This window comes from Rothia koreensis (assembly GCF_052232265.1).
In the GTDB taxonomy this organism is placed as follows: Bacteria; Actinomycetota; Actinomycetes; order Actinomycetales; family Micrococcaceae; genus Rothia; species Rothia koreensis.
Genome location: NZ_CP197643.1, coordinates 2632796 through 2649173, shown reverse-complemented (window position 1 = coordinate 2649173; position 16378 = coordinate 2632796). Strand labels below are relative to the sequence as shown.

At 64.9% G+C, this 16378-nt stretch carries 17 protein-coding genes; 8 read left to right on the top strand and 9 right to left on the bottom strand.

The features are described from left to right. The first annotated feature begins 65 nt into the window (after positions 1-65). Together ACTSLZ_RS11810 and ilvA are read left to right on the top strand one after the other, a co-directional pair. Complete coding sequence (locus tag ACTSLZ_RS11810) at positions 66-1424, top strand: AI-2E family transporter (RefSeq protein ID WP_443095135.1); 1359 nt, start codon at positions 66-68, stop codon at positions 1422-1424. Positions 1425-1479: 55 nt separating this feature from the next. After that, the gene (gene ilvA, locus ACTSLZ_RS11805) at positions 1480-2730 is read left to right on the top strand and encodes a threonine ammonia-lyase (protein WP_129315047.1); all 1251 of its coding nucleotides are present in this window, start codon (positions 1480-1482) and stop codon (positions 2728-2730) included. 126 nt (positions 2731-2856) lie between these two features. Here the strand turns inward: ilvA and greA are convergent, their stop codons facing one another. After that, complete coding sequence (gene greA, locus ACTSLZ_RS11800; RefSeq protein ID WP_129315048.1) at positions 2857-3357, bottom strand: transcription elongation factor GreA; 501 nt, start codon at positions 3355-3357, stop codon at positions 2857-2859. Between the two features lie 175 nt (positions 3358-3532). After that, on the bottom strand, positions 3533-3946 hold the full coding sequence (locus ACTSLZ_RS11795) for a DUF4307 domain-containing protein (protein WP_443095134.1): 414 nt from the start codon (positions 3944-3946) through the stop codon (positions 3533-3535). 201 nt (positions 3947-4147) lie between these two features. On the opposite strand from ACTSLZ_RS11795, the gene mca reads away from it, so the two are divergent. Together mca and ACTSLZ_RS11785 are read left to right on the top strand one after the other, a co-directional pair. Beyond that, positions 4148-5065, top strand: a complete 918-nt coding sequence (mca, locus tag ACTSLZ_RS11790) for a mycothiol conjugate amidase Mca (RefSeq protein ID WP_443096138.1) — start codon at positions 4148-4150, stop codon at positions 5063-5065. Beyond that, positions 5062-5463 carry a hypothetical protein gene (locus tag ACTSLZ_RS11785; RefSeq protein WP_443095133.1) on the top strand — a complete coding sequence of 134 codons (402 nt, stop codon included), beginning with the start codon at positions 5062-5064 and terminating at the stop codon, positions 5461-5463. The genes mca and ACTSLZ_RS11785 overlap by 4 nt, the downstream gene beginning before the upstream one ends. Before the next feature lie 25 nt (positions 5464-5488). Here ACTSLZ_RS11785 and trhA read toward each other — a convergent pair whose 3' ends face one another. Continuing rightward, on the bottom strand, positions 5489-6208 hold the full coding sequence (trhA, locus tag ACTSLZ_RS11780) for a PAQR family membrane homeostasis protein TrhA (protein WP_443095132.1): 720 nt from the start codon (positions 6206-6208) through the stop codon (positions 5489-5491). Positions 6209-6402: 194 nt separating this feature from the next. On the opposite strand from trhA, the gene ACTSLZ_RS11775 reads away from it, so the two are divergent. The 3 genes from ACTSLZ_RS11775 to ACTSLZ_RS11765 all read left to right on the top strand — a co-directional run bounded on the left by ACTSLZ_RS11775 (position 6403) and on the right by ACTSLZ_RS11765 (position 8238). Beyond that, on the top strand, positions 6403-7164 hold the full coding sequence (locus ACTSLZ_RS11775) for an isoprenyl transferase (protein WP_129315052.1): 762 nt from the start codon (positions 6403-6405) through the stop codon (positions 7162-7164). A 3-nt stretch (positions 7165-7167) separates the two neighbouring features. Further along, complete coding sequence (locus ACTSLZ_RS11770; protein WP_443095131.1) at positions 7168-7689, top strand: prepilin peptidase; 522 nt, start codon at positions 7168-7170, stop codon at positions 7687-7689. Between the two features lie 63 nt (positions 7690-7752). Beyond that, on the top strand, positions 7753-8238 hold the full coding sequence (locus ACTSLZ_RS11765) for an NUDIX hydrolase (protein ID WP_443095130.1): 486 nt from the start codon (positions 7753-7755) through the stop codon (positions 8236-8238). Here the strand turns inward: ACTSLZ_RS11765 and ACTSLZ_RS11760 are convergent. Continuing rightward, positions 8169-8807 (bottom strand): hypothetical protein, encoded by a 639-nt coding sequence (locus ACTSLZ_RS11760; protein ID WP_178980172.1) that lies wholly within the window; start codon positions 8805-8807, stop codon positions 8169-8171. The genes ACTSLZ_RS11765 and ACTSLZ_RS11760 overlap by 70 nt on opposite strands. Before the next feature lie 85 nt (positions 8808-8892). Here ACTSLZ_RS11760 and ACTSLZ_RS11755 point away from each other — a divergent pair, with 85 nt between their 5' ends. Continuing rightward, positions 8893-9474 carry a TetR/AcrR family transcriptional regulator gene (locus tag ACTSLZ_RS11755; protein ID WP_156265452.1) on the top strand — a complete coding sequence of 194 codons (582 nt, stop codon included), beginning with the start codon at positions 8893-8895 and terminating at the stop codon, positions 9472-9474. A gap of 208 nt (positions 9475-9682) precedes the next feature. Here the strand turns inward: ACTSLZ_RS11755 and ACTSLZ_RS11750 are convergent, their stop codons facing one another. The 5 genes from ACTSLZ_RS11750 to ACTSLZ_RS11730 all read right to left on the bottom strand — a co-directional run bounded on the left by ACTSLZ_RS11750 (position 9683) and on the right by ACTSLZ_RS11730 (position 16332). Beyond that, a complete protein-coding gene (locus ACTSLZ_RS11750) occupies positions 9683-11428 on the bottom strand; it encodes a pyruvate dehydrogenase (protein WP_397555920.1) in 1746 nt (581 codons plus the stop codon). A gap of 372 nt (positions 11429-11800) precedes the next feature. Further along, on the bottom strand, positions 11801-12031 hold the full coding sequence (locus ACTSLZ_RS11745) for a hypothetical protein (protein ID WP_443095129.1): 231 nt from the start codon (positions 12029-12031) through the stop codon (positions 11801-11803). A gap of 109 nt (positions 12032-12140) precedes the next feature. Continuing rightward, positions 12141-14024 carry an MDR family MFS transporter gene (locus ACTSLZ_RS11740; RefSeq protein ID WP_443096137.1) on the bottom strand — a complete coding sequence of 628 codons (1884 nt, stop codon included), beginning with the start codon at positions 14022-14024 and terminating at the stop codon, positions 12141-12143. 62 nt (positions 14025-14086) lie between these two features. After that, positions 14087-14758 (bottom strand): TetR/AcrR family transcriptional regulator, encoded by a 672-nt coding sequence (locus ACTSLZ_RS11735; protein WP_178980167.1) that lies wholly within the window; start codon positions 14756-14758, stop codon positions 14087-14089. Positions 14759-14925: 167 nt separating this feature from the next. Continuing rightward, a complete protein-coding gene (locus tag ACTSLZ_RS11730) occupies positions 14926-16332 on the bottom strand; it encodes a class II fumarate hydratase (RefSeq protein ID WP_443095128.1) in 1407 nt (468 codons plus the stop codon). Between the last annotated feature and the right edge of the window lie 46 nt (positions 16333-16378).

The following is a 16378-nucleotide window of genomic DNA, read 5'->3' as shown; positions in this document are numbered from 1 at the left end:
TCGCCCTTTGGGCGGGGCCTCGTTGTCGTTTCCCCTGATCGCAGCCCGCCCGTATGATGAAATCCATGAGCTCTCGTTCGAACGTGACAGCAGACAACATTCCGGAAGTCCACCTGGGCGCGAAGGACTCGTCCGATCGTCCGTCCGGCGCGCCGGACATTCCCTTCGCGCTGAATGTCGCGGCCGCGTGGTCGTGGAGGGTCATCGTGATCCTGGCGATGGCCGCGGCTCTCGTTTACCTGTGTCGCTCGGTCAGCACGGTCATCGTGGCCGTACTCGTGGCCGCGTTGCTGGCGGGGCTGCTCTCGCCGTTCGTGCTCTGGTTCCGCAGCAAAAAGGTCCGGGCCGGGATCGCCACCGCAATCGTCGAGCTCGGCGGCATCCTGGTGGTGCTGGGGCTTCTGACGCTCGTGGGACAGCAGCTCATCAAAGGATTCACGGAGCTCTCGGACCAAGTGGTGGTCGGCTATCAGAAGCTCATGAGCTGGCTGTCGGATGGGCCCCTGCAGGTGTCGGTCGACCAGATCGACCACGCCGTCAGCTCACTGACCACCACGGTCAAGGAGAACTCGAGTCAGCTCATGAGCGGGGCGGCGGCCGTCGGCTCGACCGCCGGCGAGGTCGGCACCGGATTGCTGATCATGCTCTTCACCCTGATCTTCTTTCTCCTGGAGGGGGAGAAGATCTGGCTCTTCCTGCTCAAATTCGTGCCCAGAAAGGCCCGAACCGCTGTCAACGGTGCGGGACGCCGCGGCTGGCATTCCCTCGTCTCGTACGCCCGTGTCCAGGTCCTGGTGGCCTTCGTCGACGCCGTCGGGATCGGCCTGGCGGCCTTGATTCTGGGCGTGCCGCTCGCATTCCCCCTGGGCGTGCTCGTGTTCCTGAGCTCGTTCATCCCGGTCGTGGGAGCGCTCGTCTCGGGTGCTGTGGCCGTGCTCCTGGCCCTCGTCGCCAATGGGCCGATCAATGCCGTGATCATGCTCGCGGCGGTGTTGCTGGTGCAGCAGGTCGAGTCTCATATTCTGCAGCCGCTGGTCATGGGCAAGGCCGTTTCCCTCCACCCCTTGGCAGTCGTGCTCGCGGTCGCCCTGGGATCCATGGTGCTCGGCATCATCGGAGCCCTGTTCGCGGTTCCCGTGCTGGCGGTCGTCAATACCGTGGTCCGTTATCTGGCCAACCGGGAGTGGGAGACCGACCCGAACATCCGCACCACGCCGTACGCTTTCGACTGGGAGATACAGCGTGCGCAGAAGAAGTCGGCCGGCCAGAAGGTCAAGGACAAATTCTCGTCGGTGGGCAAGAACCAGGGCAACGGACCGGGCAACGGCTCTGCCGGGGCCGGGTCCCCGGACCAGGACGCACCCGAGGTCCAGAACTCGGACGACCGCGCCGGCCGCTCGACCGGCTCGGCGACCGAGCAGTAGCCTGGACGGTGGGCCACAACCCACTACCTCTACCGTCCGCAGTAAGGATGAATCAGTGACTCCCTTGGAAGATCTTCCTGTCCACGTCGAGGACATCGAACAGGCCACACGGCTTGTGGAGGGAACCATTGAGAAGACTCCCATTGCGCACTCACGGGCGCTGGAACGCAAGATCGGTTCCCCGGTCCATTTCAAGTGCGAGAACCTCCAGAGGTCGGGTTCTTTCAAGGTCCGTGGGGCGTACAACCGGATAGCGCAACTCAGCGACGCAGACAAGGCCTCAGGAGTCGTCGCGGCCTCGGCCGGCAACCACGCTCAGGGCGTTGCCCTGGCGGCGTCGAAACTGGGGATCACGGCGCGCATCTACATGCCCCAGGGCGCTGCCCTCCCCAAGATTGCGGCGACCCAGGACCACGGGGCAGAAGTCATCCTCCATGGCGACACCGTGGACGAGGCCCTGGCCGAAGCGCAGCGGTACGCGGACGAGACGGGCGCCGTCTTCGTGCATCCCTTCGACAACAAGCACATCATCGCGGGTCAGGGGACTTTGGGCGCCGAGATCATCGAACAGGTCCCGGACGTCGACACGATCATCACCGGCGTGGGCGGCGGCGGTTTGCTGGCCGGCGTCGCCGTCGCGGCCAAGAGCCACGAGGCCAGGACAGGAAAGAAGATTCGCGTCATCGGCGTCCAGGCCGAGCACGCGGCCGCATACCCGCCGTCCCTGGCCGCGGATGCCCTCGTTCCTCTCAAGAAGGTATCGACCATCGCCGACGGCATCGCCGTGGGACGCCCCGGACAGATGCCGTTCTCGATCATCAAGGAACTGGTCGACGACGTCGTCACCGTGTCGGAGGACGACCTGGCCCGGGCCCTGATCTTCCTCATCGAGCGCAACAAGCTCGTGGTCGAGCCGGCAGGAGCGGTCGGCGTCGCGGCCCTCATGAACGGCAAGCTCAACGAGAAGTTCGGCAATCTTGGGTCGACCGTATGCCTCCTGTCGGGCGGAAACATCGACCCCATGCTGATGCTCAAAGTCATCCAGCGTGGTCTGTCCGCCGCGGGACGGTACCTGACCGTCAAGATCATGCTGACCGACCACCCCGGCGAGCTGAGGGACATTTCCCGAATCATCTCGGAGTGCGACGCCAACGTGACCGGTGTGGACCACACCCGCGTCGGCGGTTCCTTGTCGATGGGGGACGTCTCCATCACGATCGACATGGAGACCAAGGGGGAGGAGCACAGCAACGAGGTCCTCCAGGCCCTCGAAGCCGAAGGCTTTACCCCGATGGTCGTCGGCTGAGAAACCCGTCGGCGGCCGGCGCGGTCCATGCGGATCGCGCGATCTTCCGCAGTTCCTCCCCGAAGCAAAAAATCCGGTCCCGCACCTGGCGGGACCGGATTTTTGTATGACGTCCGGATCGAAGGGTCAGTAGGGCTTGGCCGACAGAACCTTGAGGGGGATGTCCTTGCCGTTCGGGGCCTTGTAGGACAGTTCGTCGCCGACCTTGTGGCCGTGGATGGCCTGGCCCATGGGCGACTTCTCGGAAAAGACCTGGATGTCCTGGTCGCCCACGAGGGTCTCTGCCACCTCGCGACTTCCGAGAAGGAAGGTCAGCTTCTTGCCGCCGATTTCGGCCTCCACGAGCATGCCGGATTCGACGACGCCGTCGTCCGCGGGCTTGGCGCCGACCTCGGCGTTCTCGAGCAGGTAGCGCAGCTGGGAGATGCGGCCCTCGTTCTTGCCCTGCTCTTCCTTGGCCGCGTGGTAGCCACCGTTCTCACGCAGATCGCCCTCGTCGCGAGCGGCTTCGATGCGATCGACGATGTCCTGGCGTTTGGGGCCCTCGCGCTCATCGAGTTCCGCCTGCAGGCGGTCGTAGGCTTCCTGAGTGAGCCACGTGCCGTTTTCGGTGGTTTCTTCTGACATGATGTCTCCTTGGTGCGACGCCGCAGCCACGGACGTTCCGTGGTGGTTCCAGCGGGCGAATTCCCTCCTGCGCGGCGTCTGTACGGATAGATAAAACCCGCCCGGGCAAACCCGTGGCGGGAGACGTCAAGATTCTATTGTAGCTAGTGACGTACGGAACTGAAAACCTGCCGGCTCAGCCGGCTGACCAGCAGGATTCCACGGTCGCGGTGTGGGCCTGGGATGTGGTGCGCAGGTTGACCCGATGGGACGACGTGTCGTTGCTGAGCTGGTCCGCGGGAACCTTGCCGACGGTGATCTCTTTCCACCCGACGATCGCGTGCTGGTCATTCAGGGCCTGGATCGCGCAGGTCACGGTCTCGTCGTCGTCCTTGGTCAGCTCGAAGTCCATGGTCACCGAGTCGGCACGAGAATCGTCGAAGCTGACCTCTTTGTAGGAGGGGGCGTGGGAATTGCCGTAGGCCAGCCATGCCACGAACGCCATGCACACGACCACCGCAAGGGCCGTGACGGCCCACGACGTGCGTTTGGAGAGGTGGCGCGCAGAACGGCCCTTGCCGTAACGCTGGTCTAGAGTGGGAGTGGTCAATTTTCGACGAACCTGTTCATAGTCTGCGGGACCGTTCGGCCGGCACGCGCACGGACGTGGAGCGCGGCGAACGGCGGCCGGGAATTACTCTCTACTGTATCGAAAAGAATGAGGTGTCAGTACGTGACAAGCGCTCAGGTATCCGGCGCGACGCAACCGACGGGCTCGGCGCAGCACCAGCTCGACTCGGACTGCACGGGCCTGAGGATCCTTGCGGTTCACGCCCATCCCGACGACGAATCCAGCAAGGGTGCGGCGTCGATGGCCGCTTATGCTCGACGTGGTGCCCGCGTGATGGTTGTCTCGTGCACCGGAGGGGAACGCGGATCGATTCTCAACCCCGGCGTCGAGGAAAACCGAAGGTCCCACTGGGACCTGGCCGGGTTGCGCCACCGTGAGATGGCGGGAGCCCGCGAGGCGCTCGGCGTCGAGCACCGGTGGTTGGGATTCATGGACTCCGGGCTGCCCGAGGGCGATCCCTTGCCGCCTCTGCCCTGGGGATGCTTTGCGAAGACCCCGCTCGAGCGTGCCGCTGCGCCGTTGGTCCGCATCGTCCGGGAATTCCGGCCGCACGTCATCCTGGCCTACGACGAGAACGGTGGGTATCCGCACCCCGACCACATCATGGCCCACAAGGTCGCCGTCGAGGCGTGGGAGGCTGCGGGCGATCCCCGCCGTTACATCGCCGAGGGGGACGCTTGGGAGCCGCTCAAGCTCTACTACGACCGCGCCTTCGACGTCGCCCGTTTCAAGGCCCTGCACGAGGCCCTGGAAACGCGAGGCATGCACTCGCCGTTCGCCGAACGCATTGCCAGGTTCGCCGAGTCGGAGCCCGAAGGTGCGCCGCCGGTGTCCCGCCACCAGACCACGACCCGCATTCCGTGCGCCGACTGCTTCGACGTGCGTGATCAGGCCTTGAAGTCCCACGTGTCGCAGGTCGACCCGGACGGTTTCTTCTTTGCCGTCAGCAACGACCTCCAGCGCGAGATCTGGCCGTACGAGGACTACGTGTTGGCCGCGAGCAGGGTCGAGGCGAACTTTCCGGAGTACGACTTCGCAGAAGGCATTGATTACCGCCAGACGCCGGAGACCCGCAGAGGAAATGACCAGACCGCATGATGCTCGTCAGCCACACCGTTCTCAACGCAACCACCCGGATCCTCGCCGACGGCGAGTCCCCAAGTCTCAAGCCCGGTCTTGATGCCAATCAGGTCTCACCGGGGGTCATCGGCTTCCTGCTGACCCTTCTGCTGGCGGTGCTCATCATCTTCGTGGCGCTCGATCACACCCGTCGCCAGCGGCGGCTGAAGAACCGGTTCGACTACGCCATGGCTCGTGAGCAGGAGGAACGCGAAGCCGCAGAGCGTGAGGCGGAAGCACACGGTGGCCGGTCCGGCGACGCTTCCGAGACGCGCACCGCGAGCTCCGCCCGGGACATCCCGGCGGTCGACGAATCGGTGAAGGACTCACCGAACGACGACGCCGCGAACGGAACGGGCCGCGGCCCGAGGGGCTGACACGAGCCCGCGTGGTTCCTGCGAATCAGGCGTACAGGGAGAACACCACGCCGGTGTAGTGACTCGCGAATCCCAAAATCGTGCACGCGTGGAACAGTTCGTGGAACCCGAAGACCCTGGGGGAGAGCACCGGCCGTTTGAACGCGTAGAAGACCGCTCCGGCGATGTAGAAAACGCCCCCTGCGCAGATCAGCAGCGTGGCCACGGGACTCACCGACCAGAAGTCACCGAGGAAGAACAGCGCCATGAGGCCCATCACCACGTACAAGGGGGTGTAGAGCAACCTCGGGGCGCCGGTCCAGAACACGCGGAACACCACGAGCAACAGCGCACATCCCCAAATGGTCCAGAGCAGGATCTTCGATTTCGGAGGGCCGAGCATCGTGACGGCCAAAGGCGTGTACGTCCCGGCGATCACGAGAGAAATATTGGAATGGTCCAGTCTCTTGAAGAACATCCGTGCTTTCTCCCGCCAGTAGCCGCGGTGGTACATCCCGGAGACACCGAAGAGGACCACACTGGTCAGGGCGAACACGGCACACGCGGCCGAGCGGGCGCCTCCGCCTGCCAGAACGATCAGGACGATTCCGGCCGCAAAGGCCACCGGGGCGAACGAGGAATGGAGCAGCCCGCGCCACAAGGGCTTGCGCTCGACGGCCTCATGGAAGCGCTCGGCCGCCGCATTGGCGACGCCCTCGGCCTTGTCCGTGGCCGACCGCACGGTGGAGTAGCGCGAGGGATCCATGGCTGCTGGGGTCCTTTCATGAACGGGCTGGTGATATGCAGTCTATGAGCAACGGTTGCGAACCACCTGTGAGGCTGTGGACACGGATCTCGGAGGTCACCAGGAGAAGGTACGGTTAAGTCACAAAGGGATTCCGGCCAATCATCCCTGTGGCAGGGGGTCCCAGCATATGCCGTCTCGGACAAAGGACCATTATGAAGCTAGTCAAGCCTCTGTACAGCGTGTACGAGCGCAACCTGGCGGCTTCGATCCCCTCCGAGCGCTTGCCGCACCACGTCGGAGTGATGGTGGACGGGAACCGCCGGTGGGCGGCCCTCATGGGCCAGACCACCAAACACGGTCATCAGAAGGGTGCCGAGAGGATCATCGAATTCCTCGGGTGGTGTCGTGAACTCGGTATCGATGTGGTCACGTTGTACATGCTCTCGACCGAGAACCTGAAGCGCCCCGCTTCCGAACTCGGTGACCTCGTTGGCGTGATCGACGATCTGCTGCGTGAGCTCGGGGAAAGCCGGATCGCACGGCTCCAGCCGGTCGGGGCACTGAATCTTCTTCCCGACGGACTTCCGGAGACCGTGGCGAGCGTGACCGAGCAGACCGCCGACGTCGAGGGCCTGCACGTGAACATCGCTGTCGGCTACGGCGGGCGGCAGGAAATCGTCGACTCTGTCCGCGAACTCCTGAGTGACGCCGCGCGGGAGGGCCGCGACATCTCCGAGGTGGCGGAAAGCCTCACCGCGGACGATATTTCCAGCTACCTCTACACGCGCGGTCAACCGGATCCTGACCTGGTGATTCGCACCTCGGGGGAGCAGCGGCTCTCCGGATTCATGGTGTGGCAGTCCGCATACAGCGAATTCTATTTCTGTGAGGCGCTCTGGCCCGATTTCAGGCGGGTGGACTTCCTCCGCGCGCTGCGCGACTATGCGGGACGGCAGCGCCGCTTCGGATCCTGACCCGTGGTCGCGCTGATCGGCTCGTGGTGGCACGAAGGGGCGCGCGGCTTTCTGCCGGCTTCCCTGGGGTCGGCTTGCGTGGTCATGTACTTGCTCTGCGTCGGCCGGTTGAGCATCGTCGACGTCCTCCTTCACCGGTTGCCCCGGGCATGGGTCCATCAGTTGACGCTGGTCCTGGGGCTGGGTCTGCCCGCTTCCGCGCTGTGTGCGGGTGAGCCTGCGCGTGTGCTGACCTCGGCGGCCGGTGCGCTGGGGACGGGACTTCTCTACGGCACGGTCAGGGCCTTGTCGCTGGGCTGGCTCGGCAGGGGAGACGTCCGCCTGGCGCCGGCCCTTGGTGCGGCCTGTGGGTTCGTGGCGCCGGGCCACGCGGTGGCGGCAGTGGTGCTGACATTCGGCGCGTGCGGGGCCTGGGGCACGTTCCTCGTGCTCAGCCGCCGAGCCCGGCCCCACGATCGCATCGCGATGGGTCCATGGATGAGCAGATGCTCGACCCTGGTCTGGCTCGCGCTGCCGCCGACCTGACGTCCCCTCCCGCGGGTAAGGTGGGCACGAATGCCGACGTCGCCGCCCAAGGAGTACGGACCTATGCCCACCCCGGAATTCATTCTGTCCCTGCGCGAGAAGATCGGGCACGACCCCCTGTGGATGCCGGGCGTCACGGCCGTGGTGTTCAACGAAGGCGGCCAGGTGCTGCTGTGCCGTCGGTCCGACAACGGTGCCTGGACCCCGATCACCGGCATTGTCGACCCCGGAGAGGAACCCGCGGTGACGGCCGTGCGCGAGGCGGAGGAGGAAGCCGGCGTCGTGATCGAGGTCGAAGGCCTGGCCTCGGTCAAGGCCAACCCGCCGCAGACCTTCCCCAACGGGGACCAGGCCCAATTCCTCGACCTGACCTTCCGGTGCAGATACGTTTCCGGCGAGGCCCGGGTGAACGATGAAGAATCCAGCGACATGATGTGGGCCGATCTCAACGACCTGCCCCCGATGAACGATCGCATGCTCTACCGGTTGCGGTCGGCGTCCGAATTCTCGGGAAGGACATGGTTCTCGCTCGACGGGCTGGACACCTGACCGTCGGTCGACCTTTCTCCGTTCTCCTCCGTGCGAGGGGCACGAGGAGGCCAGATGGTGTAGCTGATCGTGATGATGAGGTCGACGACGACGACAATGCGGACCACGTGGAAGCTCTGGGACAGGGCCTTGGTCTTCTCCGGGTCTCCGACGAGCCAAATCATGCCCGCCAGAAGCGCAGACGCCACGGCCGCGGCGATCCACGTCAACAGGGTCGTTCGCCATGAGTACGCGGTGTACTGCCGGCCATAGAGCTTGGGCGGGGGACCGGGGCGTTCGTCGGACCCGTATCGACGGGCAAACTTGCGGTCGGCCCAAGTGATCAGCCGGTGACCGTAGGCCACGGAGAATCCGATGTAGAAGGCGGACAGTGCGTGGGCGGAGGTGGCATGGCCGCCGGAGCGCAGGTCCACGACGGTGGCACCCAGCAGGACCAAGTCGACGAGGGGAGCCATGGCGATGAGCCCCAGACCCCATCGTGGTTGTCGCGCAAGATATCGCAGCGCCAGACCGGACAGGAGAAACACCCAGAACCCGATCTCGCAGGCGATGATGATGGCCAGGATCATAAAGCCCCTTTGAGGTGGTACGCCCGTGCTACTCCGCAAGTAGCACAGATGTACTACCATAAGGAACGTGCCGAAGAGAATCGATATGCAAGCCCGCAAGGAACAGCTGGCCGCAGCCGTGTGGAACACCATCGTCGAGAAGGGCATCGGAGCGGTCTCGGTGCGTACGGTGGCCGAAACGGCCGGCGTCGCGGTGGGTTCTCTGAGACACGTGTTTCCCACCCGGGCGGAATTGATCGAATTCTCCGCCCGGCTCATGATCGACAAAGTCTCTGACCGCGTGGCCGGCCTCGAACCGACCGGCGACGAGCGTGCCGACGCCGTGGAGACCCTCTCCCAGTTCCTGCCGTTGGACGCGCAGCGGCGCGCGGAGCTCGAGGTCAATCTCGCGCTGATCGCCGAGACCCCTGCCCTGCCTGAACTGCGGGGCATTCGCGACGATGCGACCCGGGCACTGCGGGCGGCTTGCGTCCGGCTGGCCGAGCGAGTGAGGGGAAACACCGTGAGCTTCGAGGAGGCCCTGGCCGGGCGGGGAGATCAGCGTCGGGGCGCGACGCTCCACGCGCTCGCGGACGGCCTGGCGCTGCATCTGCTGGTGGATCCTGCCGCCGAGGAGGAGGCTCTGGCCATCGTGCGCGCTCAGATCGATACGCTGGCCGAGACGTAGAGGGTCGGGCGGGGCGACGGCGAGGGGGCGAGAGCCCTCGCCGGTCGGATCGTTGCCCCGGGGGGGGGGGGGGGGGGGGGGGGGAGTGCCGAGCCCACTGTTGAGGGAGAAGCGTGTCCGACGCCCGGATCCCGGACACACGAGATCCCGGCCGGCTCCGAGAGCGAACTCGGTAGCCGACCGGGATCAGTGAACCTTACGCGGGGGTCTACCTCAGCGCGTTGATGTTGCGCATGTTCGAGCGTGCCATCGACACGGCCTCACCCGCACCGCGATTGAACACGATCTTGGACATCGCCGTCGCGAACCCGAAGACCATGCTGTTGTTGATCTGCGGCGGGATCGACAGGGCCTGCGGATCAGTGATGATCTCGACGACGCTCGGGCCCTTGTGAGCCAGAGCCTCTTCGTAGGCCTTCTGAAGCTTCTTGGGGTCGGTCACTCGCACCCCGTGGAAGCCCATGGCCTTGGCCACATCGGCGTAGTTGATGTCCGGAACGTCCACGCCGAAGTCCTGGAGGCCGTCCATCATCATTTCCATCTTGACCATGCCCAGCGTGGAATTGTTGAAGACCACGATGTTCAGGGGCAACTGGTACATGGCCGCCGTCGCGAGCTCACCCATCAGCATCGAGAGACCGCCGTCGCCGGACATCGAGATGACCTGACGATTCGGGAACGCGACCTGCGCGCCGACTGCCTGCGGCAAGGCATTCGCCATCGAGCCGTGCAGGTACGAGCCGAGCAGGCGGCGGGTCCCGAGTGGGTTGATGTACCGAGCGGACCAGACGTTGCACATGCCGGTGTCTGCGGTGAAGATCGCGTCGTCGTCGGCGACCTGGTCAAGCAACGAGGCCGCATACTCCGGGTGGATCGGCTTGTGCTTCTCCACGTTGCGCGTGTAGGCGCCGACGGCCTTGTTCATGATCGTGTCATGGCGCTTGAGCAGCTTCTCGAGGAACTTGCGGTCCTTCTTCCGTTCGACCAACGGGAGGAGCTTCTCCAGCGTTTCGAGGACGCTGCCCTCGATCTGCAGGTCGACGTCGGTGCGGCGACCCATGTGCTCCGGTGCGATGTCGACCTGAATGGTCTTGGTGTCCGGCAGGAACTGGTCGTAGGGGAAGTCCGTGCCGAGCATGATCATCAGGTCGGCGTCGTGGATGCCCTCGGCGGCCGCGCCGTACCCGAGGAGGCCGGTCATGCCGACGTCGAACGGGTTGTCGTATTGGATGAAGTCCTTGCCGCGGAGCGAGTGCCCGATGGGGGCGGCGACCTTGTCGGCGAATTCGACCACGGTGTCGTGGGCGCCCTTGGCACCGGCACCGACGAACAGAGCGATCTTGGACGCCTTGTTCACCTCGGCGGCGAATTCCGCGATCGTCGCCTCGGAAGGCACCTTGGGCGAGCGGCGCAGGGTGCCGATGGCGGGGGCGTCGACCGATGCGTCCTCATCGGCGAGATCGCCGGGGAGCGTCACCACGGAGACGCCGGAACGACCGACGGCGTAGCGAATGGCGGTCGAGAAGACCCGCGGAGCCTGATCGGTGGTGGAGACGAGCTCGTTGTAGACGCTGCACTGTTCGAACAGGCGGTCAGGGTGGGTCTCCTGGAAGTAGCCCTGACCGATCTGGGCACTGGGGATGTGGGAAGCGATGGCGAGGACCGGGGCCTGCGAGCGGTTGGCGTCGAAGAGTCCGTTGATGAGGTGCAGGTTGCCCGGACCACAGGAACCCGCACACACCGCGAGTTCACCGGTCAGCTGCGCCTCGGCGCCGGCAGCGAATGCGGCGGCTTCCTCATGGCGCACGTGAACCCAGTCGATACCGCCCTTGCGTGCACCGCCCGTGGCGCGCACGGCGTCCACGATCGGGTTCAAGGAGTCCCCGACGATGCCGTAAATGCGGTGAACACCGGCCTCGATCAGTTGCTTCACGATCTGTTCTGCGAGTTTCACTGTTCCTCGATTCCTTGTCGATCGGATTCGACCTAACTCAATCACGCTTCTGCACACTTCAACCAGGGTCCAAAACGCACTATTCCGCTTTTTCCGCGCTTGAGGGTGGAATCACAAGGGTGTGTGAACCGGAGCCATCGTGGGGACGCGCGGCGTCGCGGGCGGGCGGGCGTCGCGGGTGGCGCGGGCGGCGCGAAGTGGCAGTTTTGTGCGCTTTTCGGGCGGAAAACTGCACGAAACTGCCACTTCGAGTGGTGGTGGCGATGGCGGGGCGATGGTGTGATGTTGGCGGGGCGCCGGTGGGGCGCTTTTACGAGGGGGTTACCCGAATCGGAGGTGTTTGCCCCTGTTAGGTGGCGGTGTGACCGCCACCTAACGACGGGAAAGGCCACAAAAGCGGGTAACGGCCACCGAACCTTGATCCATTCGCGGCTTTCGAATGGGTTTTTGTTCCGGCAACCCCCTCTGAGTCGGGTAACCACCACGGAACCGGGAGTCGGCGCCAAATGGGACCATCCTCACCAGCACCAGCACCAGCACCAGCACCAGCACCAGCACCAGCACCAGCACCAGCACCAGCACCAGCACCGGCACCGGCGTCATGCCTCGATATGAGGTGCGGTGTGTACGCGTCCCGGGCACGCCCCTCCCCAAAAGCCCTAGTCACCTCATGGAGGGGGGCAACCAGAGGGGGGGCGCCCAGACGTTCCTCCTAGCCCGAGTGGTGCTCGCCGTGCTCGGCCGGAGCGGCGTGGCGCGGCCGGTACCCAGCCGAGCCGGCGTCCTCGGTCGACCGGGCATCCTCGGCCGAGCCGGCATCCGCGTCCGAACCGGTAGCGGCGTCGTCCGAACCGGTAGCGGCGTCGGCCGAGCCGGAGGCCGCGTCGGCCGAACCGTCCGCAGGCTGACCCTCCGGATCATCGGCCCGAGTGTCATCGTCGGAGGAGTGGATGATCGGTTGCGACGCCGTCACGACCGGGAAGCCTCCCGTGGCCAATTGCTGGTAGGCGGCTTCCGCCTCCTCGCCGTCGACGGCTTCGCCACGAGCGACCATGCCGGACACCGAGCGGAGCGGGATCTCCTTGAGGAAGAACGCCAGGACGAAGGCCAGAGCCATGAACGGCAACAGGTACCAGAACACCGGTGCCAAGGAATCGGCGTAGGCCGTGACGATCCCGTCCCTGAGGAAATCGGGCATGTCGTCGAGCATCTGCGGGGTCAACGACGACGCCGAGTCGGCTCCTCCGCCTTCAGCGGCCGCCGCCTGTGCAGCCTGCGGCGGAAGCGAGTTGAAGACGTCGGTCAACTTGGTCGACAGGTGGGAGGTGAACATGGCACCGAAGATGGCCACGCCCACCGAGGATCCCATCTCGCGGAAGTAGTTGTTCGCACTCGTCGCCGTGCCCAACTGGGTGAACGGAACCGAGTTCTGAACGACCAGGACCACCACCTGCATGATCAGCCCGAGGCCGAATCCGAAGCAGAACAGCATCGAGCAGACGACCCACACCGGGGTGTCGGCGCTCAACGTGGTCATCCAGATCATGACCATGGAGGTCACCAGGGTGCCCACGATGGGGTAGGCCTTGTACTTCCCGGTCTTCGAGATGAGATTTCCGGAGAGGATCGAGGTGAGCATCAGACCGGCCATCATCGGGAGCATGAGCAGGCCCGATGCCGCGGCGGAGGTTCCGGTGGACATCTGCAGGAAGGTCGGAATGAACGCGAGGGCCGCGAACATGCACATGCCCAGGAAGAACCCGATCGCGGTGGCCACGATGAAGATGCGGTTCGTGAACAGGGAGAGCGGAATGATGGGGTCGCTCGCCCTGGACTCGATCAGCACGAAGACGAGCCCGGCCAGGAGTGCTCCGGCGCCCCACATCCAGGTCTCCATCGCCTGCCAGCCGTGGCTGTCCGATCCGCCGAAGTCGGTGAAGAAGATCAGGCACGTCGTGGTGATCGAGAGGAAGATGACGCCCAGAACGTCGATCCGGTTCTCCGGGCGGTGCGAGGGCAGGCGCAGGAAGACGACGGCCACGAGCAGGGCGAGGACCCCGAGCGGGACGTTGACGTAGAAGCACCACTGCCAGCTCAGGTGGTCGACGAAGAAGCCGCCGAGCAAGGGAGCAATCACGGCAGACATGCCGAAGACCGACCCCATGACGCCCATGTACCGGCCGCGTTCCTTGGCGGGGATGATGTCGCCGATGATCGCCTGGGCGAGGATCATCAGCCCGCCACCACCCAGGCCCTGGACGGCGCGGAAGATCACGAAGAACCAGAAACTCGTGGCGAGGGAAATGACGAGGGACGCACCGGTGAAGATCACCAGCGCGATCAGGAAGAGATTGCGTCGCCCCAGGGTGTCGCCGAACTTGCCGTAGATCGGCATGACCAGGGTCGAGGCGAGCAGATAGGCCGTGGTGACCCAGGTCTGGTGCTCGACGCCGCCCAGGTCACCGACAATGGTCGGCAGGGCCGTCGACACGATGGTCTGGTCCATGGAGGCCAGGAACATGGCCACCAGAAGTGCGGCGAAGATGGTCCAAATGCGCCGTTTGGTCAGCAGAAACTTGCCGTCGGCATTCGTCAGCTTCTGATCGCGTCGCGACGTCCTGCCCGCCGCCGGGGCCGCGCTCTGCGCGGAGGTACTGGTCACTGTGTCTCCTGTGAGGTCGTGTCCGACGCGTCGTCCATGGGGAGGAAGCCCAAGCGGGCGACGTCGTCGTAGGTCTGTATGAGCTGGTCCGGTCCGTATCCCGCGGTGTCGGCCAGATGTTCTATGTAAATGTGGTGGACCGCTTCGACGGTCTTGAGCGCGATCGCCCGCTCAGCGTCCGTCAGGTGCGGATGACGCTGCCTGAGAAGCTCGGAACGCTCCTGGAAGTTGGCTTCGGCACGTTTGACGAAATGGTCGATCAGTTTGGGGTTCTCGGTCAGGACGGTACGGATACGACGCATCAGCGCGGGCCGTTCGGAGTCCAGGCGAGACCGCTCGATGTCCGCACGCAGCGCGATGATCTCGCCGACCACCGAACTGTCGGGCGACCGGTACGCCCCCGCCAGGTACTTCTCCCGATAGCTGTCCTGGATGGCCTCGCCCTCCAGATCGAAGATCGCGTCTTCCTTGCTCGAGAAGTAGTTGAAGAACGTCCTGCGCGAGATGCCCGCCCGGGCGGCGGCCTCGTCGACGGTGAATCCGTTGAGTCCGTGCTCCTCGGTGAGGTCCAGGCATGCTTCGTGGATCGAGCGGCGTGTTTCTTGGCGTTTGCGTTCCCGGAGCCCTTCGGTCCTGGAATCCTTGTCCGAAGGTTCACTTTCTGTCACAAAGTGTATTTTTGCACTGCCTGCCCGGTCGTGCAATCAGATGCTCTGTGATTTATGACTACAGGGTGCAGGCGGGCACAGACGACAAAGGGCCGGCGTCGTCGTGGGAAGCGGGAAGTTCACGACGGCGCCGGCCGGATCGCGCGCAAAGGCGCGTGGTGTGGAGCCTAGTTGTTGCCGAGCATCTTGGTCACATCGAGCGCCTCGTCGAGCTGCTCCTCCGTCACCTCGCCGCGTTCGACATAGCCGAGCTCGACGACGGCATCGCGCACGGTGGTCTTGTGCGCCACCGCGTGCTTGGCGATCTTCGCCGCGGCCTCGTAACCGATGAGCTTGTTCATGGGCGTCACGGTCGACGGCGATGCCTCGGCCAGGAAGCGGGCACGCTCTTCGTTGGCCTCCAGCCCGTTGATCATCTTCTCGGCCATGACCTGGGTGGAGTTGCTGAGCAGACGAATCGACTCCAGCAGGTTCGCGGCCATGACGGGGATGCCGACGTTGAGCTCGAACGCACCATTGGTCGAGGACAGGGCGACGGCCGTGTCGTTGCCGATGACCTGTGCCGCAACCTGAATGACGGCCTCGCAGATCACGGGGTTGACCTTGCCGGGCATGATCGACGAGCCGGGCTGCAGATCCGGGATACGAAGTTCGCCCAGGCCAGTGTTGGGGCCGGAGCCCATCCACCGGATGTCGTTGCACATCTTCATGAGCGAGTAGGCGATGGTCCGCAACTGGCCGGACGCCTCGACGAGGCCGTCGCGGTTCGCCTGGGCCTCGAAGTGGTTGCGCGCCTCGGTCAGGGGCAGACCCGTCTCCTCGGCGAGCAATTCGATCACGCGGGCCGAGAAACCGTCCGGAGTGTTGATGCCGGTTCCGACGGCCGTCCCGCCGAGGGGGACCTCCCCGACGCGGGGGAGAGCCGCATCGATGCGTTCGATTCCGTAACGGATCTGTGCGGCGTACCCGGAGAACTCCTGCCCGAGGGTCACGGGGGTCGCGTCCATGAGGTGGGTGCGACCGGACTTGACGACGTCCTTGAACTCTTCGGCCTTCTTCTCGAGCGCGGTGGCCAGCTGGTCGAGGGCGGGCTTCAAATCATTGATGAGGGCGCCCGTCACGGCCACGTGAACCGAGGTCGGGAAAACGTCGTTGGAGGACTGCGAGGCGTTGACGTGGTCGTTCGGGTGGACCTCGATGCCCTGGGACTCGAGGGCGCGGGTTGCCAACGTCGCCAGAACCTCGTTGGTGTTCATGTTGGAGGAGGTGCCGGAGCCGGTCTGGAACACGTCGATCGGGAAGTGGGCGTCGTACTCGTGGGAGATGACCTCGTCCGCGGCGTTGCGGATGGCCTCTGCCCGGTCACGGTCCAGGACGTCGAGTTCCAGGTTCGCCTGGGCCGCGGCCTTCTTGACGCGCGCGAGAGCGGCGATGTGTGCCGATTCCAGGGTCTTGCCGGAGATCGGGAAGTTCTGCACGGCGCGCTGGGTCTGCGCGCGGTACAGGGCGTCGGCGGGGACGCGGACTTCGCCCATGGTGTCGTGTTCGATGCGGAATTCTGTATTTTCAGCCATACCGCCAGTTTAGGACGCCGGCGCCTGTATTACCGCTCCGAACGAA

What these genes read in the sequence shown, in the direction of transcription:
- ACTSLZ_RS11810 (WP_443095135.1), top strand. Translation starts at nt 66, where the DNA reads ATGAGCTCTCGTTCGAACGTGACAGCAGACAACATTCCGGAAGTCCAC.
- greA (WP_129315048.1), bottom strand. Translation starts at nt 3,357, where the DNA reads ATGTCAGAAGAAACCACCGAAAACGGCACGTGGCTCACTCAGGAAGCC.
- ACTSLZ_RS11785 (WP_443095133.1), top strand. Translation starts at nt 5,062, where the DNA reads ATGATGCTCGTCAGCCACACCGTTCTCAACGCAACCACCCGGATCCTC.
- trhA (WP_443095132.1), bottom strand. Translation starts at nt 6,208, where the DNA reads ATGGATCCCTCGCGCTACTCCACCGTGCGGTCGGCCACGGACAAGGCC.
- ACTSLZ_RS11775 (WP_129315052.1), top strand. Translation starts at nt 6,403, where the DNA reads ATGAAGCTAGTCAAGCCTCTGTACAGCGTGTACGAGCGCAACCTGGCG.
- ACTSLZ_RS11765 (WP_443095130.1), top strand. Translation starts at nt 7,753, where the DNA reads ATGCCCACCCCGGAATTCATTCTGTCCCTGCGCGAGAAGATCGGGCAC.
- ACTSLZ_RS11760 (WP_178980172.1), bottom strand. Translation starts at nt 8,807, where the DNA reads ATGATCCTGGCCATCATCATCGCCTGCGAGATCGGGTTCTGGGTGTTT.
- ACTSLZ_RS11755 (WP_156265452.1), top strand. Translation starts at nt 8,893, where the DNA reads ATGCAAGCCCGCAAGGAACAGCTGGCCGCAGCCGTGTGGAACACCATC.
- ACTSLZ_RS11745 (WP_443095129.1), bottom strand. Translation starts at nt 12,031, where the DNA reads ATGACGCCGGTGCCGGTGCTGGTGCTGGTGCTGGTGCTGGTGCTGGTG.
- ACTSLZ_RS11730 (WP_443095128.1), bottom strand. Translation starts at nt 16,332, where the DNA reads ATGGCTGAAAATACAGAATTCCGCATCGAACACGACACCATGGGCGAA.